Origin of the sequence: Thalassospira sp. MCCC 1A02898 (assembly GCF_001618185.1) — a bacterium.
GTDB lineage: Bacteria > Pseudomonadota > Alphaproteobacteria > Rhodospirillales > Thalassospiraceae > Thalassospira > Thalassospira tepidiphila.
In genome coordinates this window covers 177,710-189,606 of the sequence record NZ_LPXK01000012.1, presented here as the reverse complement: position 1 = coordinate 189,606, position 11,897 = coordinate 177,710, and the positions used below count along the sequence as shown (strand labels likewise).

Here is an 11,897-nt window from a genome sequence, read left to right as displayed (position 1 = left end):
CCCGCCATGCGGACAGGGTGGGTCAGTCTTCGCACACGACAGGTACATCAATTACCCGGGCAATTTAGCACGATTACCGTTGCTTAACAGCATCTGCCGCAGAAAATTTTGCAGATGCAAACCAGTTCTTTTGACAGTGTCTAAAGACGCAGATAGTGTTCAATCTGACGGTGAACCTCTGAGGTGGCAGAAATGTTATCTCGCACCGTGACGGGAGAGTTCGGATATCACGCGATTTGCATGATGTGCGGCGCCGAAGGAGCAATGCCTCATAAACACTCTCAGGCAGATGGACCGTCACGGAAGAGGCTCTGGAGAGAGAAACCAAAAAGCGCCTGGGAGAAAGCTCTGGTCAGGTTTCCACCGAAGGATGAACGCCCCAAGCCGATCTTGATCGGGCAGGGCGGATAATCTCAGGTCAAGGGACAGAGGGGGCAAAAACACCGGTTCGTAAACAGCGCGAAAACAAGCGCGTTATTGAGCCGTGAAGGAGGCCCTTGATGACAAATCCCGCGACCGATCCATCTTCGGGATCGCAAAAGAAATCCCAACATGACGTCAACCTGTCGGTTGTTGACCTTTACACGATTGGTATCGGTCCTTCGAGTTCGCATACGGTTGGCCCGATGCGCGCGGGATATCGTTTCTGCCTTGAACTTGAGGCGCGCAATCTTTTGCAAAAGACCGGCAGTGTCGTGGTTGATCTTTATGGATCGCTTGCCCTGACCGGCAAGGGGCACGCAACCGATACCGCGGTGATCATGGGCCTGAATGGCAAGCGCCCGCGCAATATCGATCCTGATGATATCGTGCCGACTGTGAAGGCGATAGATGAAACCAGCCAGTTGCAGCTTTACGGGCAGTATCCGGTTGCGTTTAATCGCGATACCAATCTGGTGTTTCATTTCACCGAAACCTTGCCGCAGCATCCCAATGGCATGCGGATTACCGCCTTTGACCATGATGGCGTGAAAATCCATACCCAGGAATATTTCTCGGTCGGGGGTGGCTTTATCGTATCCAGTGACGATCACGGTGCGGAATATTCCGGAGATAACATCACCTTGCCATTTCCGTTTTCGTCCGCCGATGAGCTGATGGAAATATGCAAGCGCGAAGGGCGCTCCATCGCGGAAATCATGATGGAGAACGAACAAAGCTGGCGCAGCTCTGATGAAACCATCGCCTTTGTTGATCGCGTTCATGAAGCGATGATGAGCTGCATTGATCGTGGCATCAAAACCGACGGTATCTTGCCCGGTGGCCTGAATGTCAAACGCAGGGCATCGAACCTTTACAAGGAACTGACCGAAAAGCCCGAAGCCGGCCTGCGTGACCCGCTGACGGTGATTGACTGGGTCAATCTTTATGCCCTAGCCGTGAACGAAGAAAACGCCGCAGGCGGGCGGGTAGTGACCGCACCAACCAACGGGGCGGCCGGCGTTATTCCCGCCGTTCTGCGTTATTACGAAAAGTTCGGTGCCAACGCCAATCAGCACAAAATCCGTGAATTCCTTCTGACCGCGGCGGCCATCGGATCGATCTATAAAAAGCGCGCCTCAATCTCGGCGGCCGAAGTTGGTTGTCAGGGCGAGGTCGGTGTTGCCTGTTCAATGGCGGCCGGTGCGCTGTGTGCCGTGCTGGGCGGAACGCCCGAACAGGTCGAAAACGCTGCCGAGATCGGGATGGAACATAACCTTGGCCTGACCTGCGATCCGATTGGCGGTCTGGTGCAGGTGCCCTGCATCGAACGCAACACCATGGGCGCGGTCAAGGCGATCAATGCTGCGCGTCTGGCATTGCGCGGTGACGGCCAGCATACCGTGTCGCTTGATAAGGTGATCGAGACCATGCGCCAGACGGGACTCGACATGCAAAGCAAGTACAAGGAAACCAGTCAGGGTGGTCTTGCGGTCAATGTCAACGTGGTCGAGTGCTGATCCCAACTCTTAAGAATAGGGCGGAAAACCGGGATTTTTGACATCTGCAATGTAAATTAGGCGGTTTTCTGTTCTTGTTTCTTGCGACTTGCGGTTGGTGTTTTGCTATGATTTGCCGACTAAAAATAGGGGCAAAGACCCCAATATCGGTTGGACATAGACATGAGCAAAAAACTGTTCCGCATTTACATCGCGGTCAGTCTGGATGGCTTCATTGCGCGTGCTAATGGTGCGGTGGACTGGTTGGGGGAATATGACCCGGCCGAGTTCGGCTTTGATGACTTTCTGGACTCCGTCGGTACGCTGATCATCGGGCGAAACACCTTTGATCAGGTGATGGAATTTGGCGACTGGCCCTATGAGGCCCGCCGCACAATCGTTTTGACTTCACGCGAACTGCCCAAAGATCGGCCTGCCAATACTGAGGCCTATGGCGGGAGTATCATCGAACTGGTCGATCAATTGCGCGACCGGCGGTCGGCAGATGGTGATATCTGGGTCGTCGGCGGGGGCAGTGTGGTCACACAGTTCCTGTTTGGCGGTTTCGCCGATCAGCTTGATATCTTTACCATCCCGGAAGTGCTGGGGTCCGGCATTTCATTGTTCGGGCGTGACGCCGGGGGGATCAAACCCCGTCTTCTGGCGTCCGAACGGTACAATTCCGGCGTCGTGCGCAGCCAATACGGTTTGGCCTAAGCCCGAAAACAAACAAGCCCGCATCTGGTGAACCGGATGCGGGCTTTGTGTTCCTGTGCCGTTTTTGGCGCAGGATGAAGGCTTAGATCTCTTCAAGTGCCTCAAGCGATTCTGGCAGGATCTGCCCGCCATCGACCACGATCTGCTGGCCGGTGATATAGGCCGCTTCATCGGATGCAAAGAACAGGGCAGCATTGGCGATATCCTCGACACTGCCCAGACGTTTCAGCGGGATCGAGTTCGCCATCGAGCTCAGATAATCCTCGCCAAGATCGGCTAGGCCCTCTGTCATGATGTTGCCGGGCATGACGGCATTGATTGTCGTGTTATAGCGCGACAATTCCATGGCGGCCGTCTTGATAAAACCAAGCTGACCGGCCTTTGACGCACCATAGTGCGACCACCCCGGATAACCGGTGATCGGCCCGGTGATCGAGGACGTGATCACCACGCGGCCCTTGCCGCCTTTTTCGAAATAGGGAATGCAGGCCTTTACGCACAGGAAGCTGCTTTTAAGGTTGGTCGACATCACCTGATCCCAGTCATCGGCTGTCATATCGACCATCTTGACCTGCGGAAAGATGCCGGCATTGGCACATAGGATATCAATCCCGCCATAGGTTTTGGCCGTGTAGTCGGCAAGCGCGCTTACCTGATCAAAATCCGAGACATCACACAGGAACATGTCGGCGGTGCCCCCGGCGGCATTGATTTCATCCACCGTCGCGGCCGCGTCCTTTTCGGTGCGGGCGGCGATCATGACCTTTCCACCCTTGCTGGCAAATACCTTGGCGATGCCCTTGCCAATGCCCTTTGAGCCACCGGTGACGATGACGCTCTTGCCGGAAATCGAAGTCAGCATGGTCGATCCTTTCGTGAAGTCATTGGGCAATGCGTCAGCTTTGCGGTGTGCTGCGGATTGCCGGTTCCCTGATTGTGCGCTGCGTTATGTTTTCTTGATGATTGGTCGAAATATTCCGTGATGCAACAAAAAATGTTGCAAGTTACACATTTTGTGCCGCATTATTCACAAAATGACACTGAGATGGTCCTGAAACGGGGCGTAACTTCCGTTTCAAGGCGGTCACTAGATATAGACAGGAGGCATCAATTGGGCGGCATTTACGATGACAAGATGATTGATGTCCTGAAAGAGGGTGCCATATCGGTCCTGCCCGGTTGGGGTATGGGGCCGGATGCCGATGTGTCGCTTCTGACCGTTTCGGAAAATGCGACCTTTTTGGCAACCGATCCAAATAGCGGTGCAAAACTGATCCTGCGCGTTCATCGGCCGGGCTATCACACGCGTGCGGAAATCGAATCTGAACTCGCCTGGATCAATGCGCTTCGGGCCAGTGACATTGTCGACACACCCAAGCCACGCATGCGCAGCGACGGGTCACTGGTTGCCGAGTTTGATCAGGGCGGGGTCAGTCGCCATGTGGTCGCGTTTGATTTTATGCGTGGTGCCGAACCCTCCGCTGATGAGGCACTGGTTGATGGATTTTTCAAGTTGGGCGCGATCAGTGCGCGCCTGCATGGTCATGCGCGGCAATGGACCCGATCGGTTAATTTTGTGCGCAAAAGCTGGACGTTCGATACCACCCTTGGCGCCAATCCGCATTGGGGGGATTGGCGGGACGCACCGGGACTTGATGACGATGGTCTGGCGTTGCTTGAGCGTCTATGCAGCCATCTTGATCAAAAGCTTGCGTCTTTCGGGATGGGCAATGATCGCTATGGTCTGATCCACGCCGATTTGCGTTTGGCGAATCTTTTGGTCGATGGCGACCGGCTGGGTGTGATTGATTTCGATGACTGCGGTTTTGGCTGGTTTGGCTATGACTTTGCAGCCGCCATCAGCTTTATCGAGCTTGATCCGATAGTCCCGGCATTGAAAGAAGCCTGGGTCGAGGGATACCGGACCGTTGCGCCGTTTTCAGCCAGTGACGCGGCGATGCTTGATAGCTTTGTAATGCTGCGTCGCCTGCTTTTGACTGCCTGGATTGCCAGCCATCCGGAAACACCGACCGCGCAGGAAATGGGCACAGGCTTTACCGCCGGGACCCTGCAAATGGCGCAGGATTATCTGACAGCCGAGAATGCGAAATGAAGCCTGTGCGCCCCATCCTTGATATGAACGCCTATGATGGCAAAACGTCTTTCGCGCAGACCAAAGAGGGTGACGACCTTTTGTCGCGCCGCACCCGGAACTTTGGCGCGGCATCGGTTCTGTTTTACCGCGATCCAATTGAAATGGTGTCGGGATCAGGCTGCTGGATGACAGCAGCGGATGGCACCAGCTATCTGGATTTCTATAACAATGTGCCCTCGGTCGGGCATTGCCATCCGCGTGTGGTCGCGGCTATGGCGGATCAGGCCGCCAAGCTTAATATCAACAGTCGTTATCTGCATCAGACGACCGAGGAATATCTCGATCGTCTGAAGGCGACATTTCCGAATTACCTTGAAAATATCGTCCTGACCTGTAGCGGCAGCGAGGCCAATGACCTTGCTCTGCGCATTGCACAGCGTGCGACGGGTGCCAGTGGTTTTATCGTGACTGAGTCCGCCTATCACGGCAACACGGCGGCGGTGACGGACATTTCGCCATCGGCGTTGAAACGTGGCCAATTGCCTGATCACGTGATTGCCATTCCGGCCCCCAGCAAGCTTACATACGGCGATGATATTGCCGCTGGTTTTGCCGATGAGGTCAATAAGGCCGCACTTGTTTTGCAGGATCGCGGATACGGGGTGGCGGCCCTGATCGCCGATAGCATTTTTTCCAGTGACGGTGTGTTTTCCAACCCGCGCGGTTTCTTGCGTCTGGCTGTCGCGATTGTGCATCGGGCGGGCGGGCTGTTTATTGCCGATGAAGTGCAGCCGGGTTTTGGCAGAACCGGCGATGCCTTCTGGGGCTTTGCCCGACACGATGTCGAACCCGATATCGTCAGCATGGGTAAACCGATGGGCAATGGTTTCCCGATGGCGGGCATCGCGGTGCGGCCGGAATTGCTCAGCGCATTTTGCGACGATGTCGGATATTTCAACACCTTTGCTGCAAGCCCGGTGGCCTCGGCGACGGGGCTGGCCGTTTTGAATGTTAACCGCGATGAGAACCTTCAGGCCAATGCGGCCCTATGTGGCAAATCGCTGCGTGAAGGGTTGCTGCATCTGGCTGATATTGATGGCCGTATCAGCGACGTGCGCGGGGCTGGGTTGTTTATCGGTGTTGATCTGTCACCTGATGGCGATCCGACCAATCCCAGCGGGCAACTGGTCAGTGACATCATCAATGCCATGCGCGAGAACCGGGTTCTGATCGGTGCGGCCGGGAAATACGGCCAGACATTAAAAATTCGCCCGCCGCTTTGCCTGAAATCGTCCGAGGTTGATTTCTTTATCGAGGCGCTGGCGAAGTCGCTTCGCGCCTGTCGATAAGCGCCCGAACCGGCTATTGAGGGATCAGTTGCGCGTCGCGGCCTTGATCGTGCAGCCACCGGCACGGATGGTTTCATCAAGAATCCCCATCGGGCTTTCATCAGTGACCAGAACATCGACCGACGTCCAGTCGCAATAGCGCGCCGGGAAGGCCTGATTAAACTTGGTGTGATCGGCAACGATCATGCTGCGTGTGGCGCGTTCCATCATGACGGAATAGACATCAGCCGCCTCGATCAGCGCATCGCTGGCCCCGTCACCGTCAAGGCCACTGGCACCCAATATGGCCCATTCCACCCGATAGTTTTCAAGAAAACGCACGGTCTGCGCGCCATGCATCGCACCTTCCTGTGCGTGATAAAGGCCCGGCGCCATGATCACCCGGATCGTCGGGTTGATCGCAAGAACCGTGGCAACACCGAACGAATGGGTGATGACGGTGAGATCCGTCATGGTCACCGCCAGTCGTTTGGCGACATGAACCGTGGTGGCCCCTGATCCGATCATGATATGGCGCGCGCCGGCCAGAACCGGCACGGATTGTTTGGCGATGCTTTCGCGTTCGGCAATGTGAAGCTGATGGCGTTCATTCAGGCCCGGTTCGCTGGCCTGACGGCGGACGGCACCGCCATAGGTACGGTTGATCAGCCCTTGCGACGTCAGTTCGTCAAAGTCGCGCCGAATGGTTTCATTCGATACATTCAAACGTTCGGCCAGATCCGCGATCCGCAATGACGGTTCGAGGTCCAGTTCACCAAGAATGCGTTGTTGTCGAAGGGATTTCTTGTTTGCTGCCATGACGCGATGATAGTGCCCGGACCATCATCGCGCCAGCCGTTTTAAGCAATCCGTCAATCGGAATTCAGCCCGTATTTACGGCAATGGGCGTGGTAGCTGCTGGCAAGTTCATCCGCCCCGATCAGATTGCCGGCTTCGTCCTTGTAGGTCAGATGATGTTCAATCGGCTGACCCTGCCAAAGCTTTTCAATCTCGGCCCGTTTCGGCGTCTTGCGGAAATCGGCAATGAAGTCGTTGATGGCGCAAAGCAACGGATAGGACGCAGGTTCCGCTGCGACCGCCGCGACATAGAAGAACGGGTGCGGCAGGATCGGCTTGGGCAGAACTTCCAGACGACCATGCCAAGGGCTTTGCGGGTTTTTCGATGCCCAGTAAAACACAGGATGGTCCCCGGCAAAGGCATCAATCGCCCCGTCGGCAACCGCGTCATGCACACGCGAAATATCGCCATAGGCGATCATGTTCGAAAGCTTGGCAATACCACCGGGTTTGTTTTCATTATCCGCCCAGCGAAGACCAACATCTTCAAGCACGGCAAGGGCGGCGGGGTCATTAACCGTGCCCAGTACCTTGCCCTCAAGATCGGCAATGGTGTTGATTGATGTGTTGTCCGGGCGGCGGATCAGCGAGAAGTTCAGATAGGTGTAGGTATCTGAAAACGCGACACCCTTATAAAAATCGCTGGGCGGCAAGGCGCACCAGACAACATCGGCGGGCGGTTGTCCGGCCTTTTTGCCAACAAACAGAAGTTCGGTCAAAAGATCCCACGGATGTTCAATGAACTCGCACTCAACGCCAATTGATTTGGCAAAGGCCTCGGCATAGTCGATATCAATGCCATGCAGCGGGCCACCTTTTTGCGGGCGGAACGATGCCCCGACCAGTGCCGGGTCAATGGCGATGCGGATTTTACCGCGCGCCTTGATATCGGCAAGGCGGTCATAGGCCGGGTCTTCTGGAATGTAACTGGTGGCCAGAAACTGCGAAAGCTTGGTTGTTACGTTTGCTGTATCGGTGGTGCAGTTTGAAAGTTTGGCGATTTCGCCTGACGCCCAGCTTACTTTGCTGCGTGTGCGGGCTGAGGAGTCTTTGCTGGCATCGAGCAGTTCAAACACGACCTGATTGTGGCCGCTGATATGTTCAAGGCGTCCCGACATCTGGGCAAAGCGATCCTTAAGCCCGCCCAACGCCTCTTCGATTTCACCACCCAGGCTATCAAGGTCATTGCCGATATTGCCCATGCTTTCGCGCAGGGATTTGGTGACATCGGACAGATCGATTAGATCGACGGCCTCGTTGGTGCGCTGCATGGTGCTTTGCGCCAGATTGCCAACCTCCTTGGCAACAACTGCAAAGCCGCGCCCATGTTCGCCGGCGCGGGCGGCCTCGATCGTGGCGTTAAGGGCGAGCAACTTGATCCCCTTGCCGATATCTTCAATCGCACTCAGAACCTTTGCCGCACCTTCGGCCTTGGTCTCCAAGTCCTGACTGATCTTTTCAAGATCGCCACGAATGGCATCGGTTTTCGACGATACCGTTGCACGCGTGCTTTCCTGCACGTCGTTGGCGGTATGGGTGCTTTCTTCGATTTCGCGGCGCGTCTGCTCAAGGCCGGTGCGCAGATTGTTGGATCGCACATCGATCTCGCGCATCAGGCTGTCTTGGGTTTCACCCGCCGTGTTGGCGAATTTCAGCAGGTTTTCAATGTAATCAAGGGCCGTGGAAATACCGCGCATCAGCGCGTCAAGTTGGTCGGCTTGTGGTGATGCATCCGCCTGCATGGGCTTTGTGTTTGATGATTGTTGCGGCCCGTCTTGATCGACCAGGTCCGCACGCGGCGCCAAGATGGTTTCTTCCATTTTTCAAAGCCTCACCACTGTCACTGAATTTTGTGAATTTTTATTTCTTATAAGGAAACTCTATCGTCGGGTGGAAAATGTTGCAAGGCAGCATATTATGAAAGTTGATAACAGGTGTTGTGATGCCTTGAAGTTGCAATGCTTTTCAAAAGCCACAGGACGTTTGGTGCCTGCACACCGGAACTTTGTGTTGCGTTGCAATGCCTAGTGCTCAGCAATACCGAACTTGCGGCAATGAGCTTGATGCAGGGTTGCCAGTTCATCTGCCCCGATCAGATTTCCGGCCTCGTCCTTGTAGGTCAGGTGATGTTCAAGCGCCTGGCCCTGCCACAGTTTTTCGATATCGGCGCGCGCAGACGTGCCACGGAATTCGGCAATGAATTCGTTGATCGCACACAGCAATTTCCAGGATGCCGGTTCGGCGGCCACGGCGGCAGTATAGTAATAAGGCAATGGCAGGATATTACCCGGCAGGACTTCAATACGGCCATGCCATGGGCTTTCCGGGTTATTTGCCGCCCAGTGGAAGATCGGCTGATCAACCGCGAAGGCATCAACAGTCCCGTCGGCCAAGGCATCATGCAGGCGTGTCTGGTCGCTATAGGCAATCAGGTTGGAAAGCTTGGCAATGCCGCCCGGCTTGCTTTCATTATCCGCCCAGCGCAGCCCCTGTTCTTCAAGAACCTGAAACGCCACCGGATCATTGATGATACCCAACACCTTGCCATCAAGGTCCGAAAGGCGATTGATCGCGGTATTTCCGGCACGCCGACAAAGCGCGAAGTTGAGGTATGTGTAGGTATCTGAATAAGCGACACCCTTGTAAAAGTCGCTGGGGGGCAGGGCACTCCAGACCACATCGGCGGTCGGTGCACCGGGCTTTGCGCCCACAAAAAGAAGCTCTGTCAGAAGATCCCAGGGATGTTCAACGAATTCACATTCAACGCCCAGCCACTTGGCAAGTGCCCTTGCGTAATCGGCATCAAGACCGCGCAACGGATCATTTGGTTTCAGGCGGAATGACAGCCCGACAAAGGCCGGTTCAATGGCGATGCGGATTTTGCCGCGCGCCTTGATATCGGCCAGTCGGTCATAGGTTGGATCATCATGCAGGTGATGGGACTTCAGAAACTGTGCAAGGTTGTCTTGCGCCAGTGCCGCATCCGAAAGGCTTGTGCTCAGTGCCTTGGTGTCATTATGCGCCCAGGTGACCTTGCCGCGTGTGCGGGCCGATGCATCCTTGCTGCCCGCCAGCAATTCAAACACCACCTGATTGTGCTCGGAGATGTCAGATAGCCGTTCCGACATGTTGGCAAAGCGTTCCTGAAGGGTGGTAAGCGACCCTTCGATTTCATTGCCAAGGCTATCAAGGTCATTACCGATACTGGCCATGCTTTCGCGGAGCGCCTTGGTAACATCCGAAAGATCGATCAGATCGACCGCCTCGTGGGTGCGTTGCATGGTGCTTTGCGCCAGATTGCCGACTTCCTTGGCAACAACGGCAAATCCACGGCCATGATCACCGGCGCGCGCAGCCTCGATCGCGGCGTTAAGGGCCAAAAGCTTGATGCCCTTGCCGATATCCTCAATCGCGCTCAGGACCTTGTTCGCACCTTCGGCTTTGGTTTCCAGTTCGGCGCTGATGCGTTCAAGGTCGGTTCGGATGGCATCGGTCTTTGCGGCGACCGTGGCGCGGGTGGCTTCCTGAACGTCATGGGCAACAGAGGTGCTGTTTTCGATCTCGCGCCCGGTGTCATCCAGACCGGCACGCAGATTGTTTGATCGCACGTCAATTTCGCGCATCAGGCTGTCCTGGGTTTCGCCCGCCGTATTGGCAAATTCCAGAAGATGCTGAATGTAATCCAGTCCGGTGGAGATCCCGCGCATCAGGTCTTCGATGCCAGCATTGGTTTGGGCGACCTTGCGTGCAGTTTCGCCGTCCTGCGTAGCCAAAACGGTTTGTTCCATATTCAACGCCTTACCATTGCCCAAGAGTCATTCTTTGATTTTGGGAATATTTTTTTCTTGTGGGGAATGTTAGCGGCGCTGTTTGTATGTTGCAAGGCAACATGGGCTAAAACGAGAAAATATCTTTATTTTCTCGGGCATAAGTTGAGCTATGGTATAGGGTGCCTTGCACTGCAGGTAGGGCCTGTCCCTATCTTTATGCCGCGGTGCGGCATTATTCGCGGTGATAAGGATGGTTGGTCTGAATGGCGTGGGCGCGAAACAGCTGTTCGGCAATCAGGGCGCGGACTAGCATATGAGGCCATGTGGCCTTGCCCAGCGACCAAAGCGTATTGGCCCGTGATTTCAGGGCTGCGCCATGGCCGTCCGCCCCGCCAATGGCAAAGGCGACATTGCCGGCATATTGATCCATCCAGCCTTCAAGCTTTTGCGAAAACTCGATCGATCCATATTCCTTGCCGCGCTCATCCAGCGCGATCAGGAAGGCATTTTCAGGAATGACGCCAAGCAGGAGATCTGCTTCGCGGTCTTTAAGCTGATTGGGGGGGAGTTTCTTTTTTTCTTCGACTTCGCGCAGCTCAAAGGGCCAGCGCAGTCGGGCGGCGTAATGGTCAAAAAGATCTTTCTCGGGGCCGGCTTTCATCCGTCCCACCGCAGCAAGGGTGATTTGCATGTCGTCGATCCAGACCGTTACGCAAGATACCTGTTTGGCGCCGTTACCCGCCTTGGGCAGGCGCCAAACAGCGCGGGCTGTTAGTACAGCCGCGCTGCCTGCTGTTTCAGAGCCGGGTTTTCAACGCCCCACATCTCTTCGATGTTGTAGAAGGCACGAACTTCCGGACGGAAAAGATGAACGATGACATCGCCCGTATCGACCAGAACCCAGTCACCCTGTTCCTTGCCTTCGGCCAGTGCACGGCCCTGACCGGCATCCTTGATGGCTTCGACAAGGTGTTCAGCCATGGATGCGACCCGGCGCGATGACGAGCCGGTTGCGATGATCATGTGATCGGCAAGGGAGGTTTTATCGGTCAGATCAATGGTAACAAGGTCTTCGGCCTTGTCATCTTCGAGGGTTCTCTGGATCAGCGAAAGCATTTCGCCGGAGGTCAGAGTCTGTTTTGCGGTACCTATGGTCGCCACCTTAATGTTTCGCGCGATGGCCGGACTTCCCCGGCCAAATACATCGCTG

General features: G+C 55.4%; 10 protein-coding genes and 2 riboswitches. Of the genes, 4 read left to right on the top strand and 6 right to left on the bottom strand.

What is annotated here, in order from left to right; translation table 11 throughout:
* The first annotated feature begins 201 nt into the window (after positions 1–201).
* A riboswitch (glycine riboswitch) is annotated at positions 202–307 on the top strand.
* A gap of 2 nt (positions 308–309) precedes the next feature.
* Positions 310–431: riboswitch (glycine riboswitch) on the top strand.
* Positions 432–500: 69 nt separating this feature from the next.
* Positions 501–1,940 carry an L-serine ammonia-lyase gene (locus AUQ41_RS15290; protein WP_063089169.1) on the top strand — a complete coding sequence of 480 codons (1,440 nt, stop codon included), beginning with the start codon at positions 501–503 and terminating at the stop codon, positions 1,938–1,940.
* Between the two features lie 162 nt (positions 1,941–2,102).
* Positions 2,103–2,636: a dihydrofolate reductase family protein gene (locus AUQ41_RS15285; RefSeq protein ID WP_063089168.1), complete on the top strand. Its 534-nt coding sequence runs from the start codon at positions 2,103–2,105 to the stop codon at positions 2,634–2,636.
* A gap of 82 nt (positions 2,637–2,718) precedes the next feature.
* Here the strand turns inward: AUQ41_RS15285 and fabG are convergent, their stop codons facing one another.
* Positions 2,719–3,498, bottom strand: coding sequence for a 3-oxoacyl-ACP reductase FabG (gene fabG / locus AUQ41_RS15280; RefSeq protein WP_063089167.1), 780 nt, complete (start codon positions 3,496–3,498; stop codon positions 2,719–2,721).
* Between the two features lie 249 nt (positions 3,499–3,747).
* Between fabG and AUQ41_RS15275 the strand changes: the two genes are divergently transcribed.
* Together AUQ41_RS15275 and AUQ41_RS15270 are read left to right on the top strand one after the other, a co-directional pair.
* A complete protein-coding gene (locus AUQ41_RS15275; RefSeq protein WP_083952863.1) occupies positions 3,748–4,749 on the top strand; it encodes a phosphotransferase enzyme family protein in 1,002 nt (333 codons plus the stop codon).
* Complete coding sequence (locus tag AUQ41_RS15270; protein ID WP_063089166.1) at positions 4,746–6,080, top strand: aspartate aminotransferase family protein; 1,335 nt, start codon at positions 4,746–4,748, stop codon at positions 6,078–6,080. Before AUQ41_RS15275 ends, AUQ41_RS15270 begins: the two co-directional genes overlap by 4 nt.
* 24 nt (positions 6,081–6,104) lie before the next feature.
* Here the strand turns inward: AUQ41_RS15270 and AUQ41_RS15265 are convergent, their stop codons facing one another.
* The 5 genes from AUQ41_RS15265 to rsfS form a co-directional block, all read right to left on the bottom strand.
* Positions 6,105–6,878 (bottom strand): DeoR/GlpR family DNA-binding transcription regulator, encoded by a 774-nt coding sequence (locus AUQ41_RS15265; RefSeq protein WP_063089165.1) that lies wholly within the window; start codon positions 6,876–6,878, stop codon positions 6,105–6,107.
* A 53-nt stretch (positions 6,879–6,931) separates the two neighbouring features.
* Entirely contained in the window at positions 6,932–8,737 is a 1,806-nt protein-coding gene (locus tag AUQ41_RS15260; RefSeq protein WP_063089164.1) for a methyl-accepting chemotaxis protein, read from the bottom strand.
* A gap of 204 nt (positions 8,738–8,941) precedes the next feature.
* Positions 8,942–10,705, bottom strand: coding sequence for a methyl-accepting chemotaxis protein (locus AUQ41_RS21320; protein WP_063089360.1), 1,764 nt, complete (start codon positions 10,703–10,705; stop codon positions 8,942–8,944).
* A gap of 214 nt (positions 10,706–10,919) precedes the next feature.
* Positions 10,920–11,378 carry a 23S rRNA (pseudouridine(1915)-N(3))-methyltransferase RlmH gene (rlmH, locus tag AUQ41_RS15250; protein ID WP_063089163.1) on the bottom strand — a complete coding sequence of 153 codons (459 nt, stop codon included), beginning with the start codon at positions 11,376–11,378 and terminating at the stop codon, positions 10,920–10,922.
* Positions 11,379–11,458: 80 nt separating this feature from the next.
* A complete protein-coding gene (gene rsfS / locus AUQ41_RS15245) occupies positions 11,459–11,848 on the bottom strand; it encodes a ribosome silencing factor (protein WP_051007601.1) in 390 nt (129 codons plus the stop codon).
* Positions 11,849–11,897: the final 49 nt, after the last annotated feature.

Bases quoted from the DNA above. Each gene is read 5' to 3' on its own strand.
- AUQ41_RS15270 (WP_063089166.1), top strand. From the start codon at position 4,746: ATGAAGCCTGTGCGCCCCATCCTTGATATGAACGCCTATGATGGCAAA.
- rlmH (WP_063089163.1), bottom strand. From the start codon at position 11,378: ATGCAAATCACCCTTGCTGCGGTGGGACGGATGAAAGCCGGCCCCGAG.
- AUQ41_RS15285 (WP_063089168.1), top strand. From the start codon at position 2,103: ATGAGCAAAAAACTGTTCCGCATTTACATCGCGGTCAGTCTGGATGGC.
- AUQ41_RS21320 (WP_063089360.1), bottom strand. From the start codon at position 10,705: ATGGAACAAACCGTTTTGGCTACGCAGGACGGCGAAACTGCACGCAAG.
- fabG (WP_063089167.1), bottom strand. From the start codon at position 3,498: ATGCTGACTTCGATTTCCGGCAAGAGCGTCATCGTCACCGGTGGCTCA.
- AUQ41_RS15290 (WP_063089169.1), top strand. From the start codon at position 501: ATGACAAATCCCGCGACCGATCCATCTTCGGGATCGCAAAAGAAATCC.
- AUQ41_RS15265 (WP_063089165.1), bottom strand. From the start codon at position 6,878: ATGGCAGCAAACAAGAAATCCCTTCGACAACAACGCATTCTTGGTGAA.
- AUQ41_RS15260 (WP_063089164.1), bottom strand. From the start codon at position 8,737: ATGGAAGAAACCATCTTGGCGCCGCGTGCGGACCTGGTCGATCAAGAC.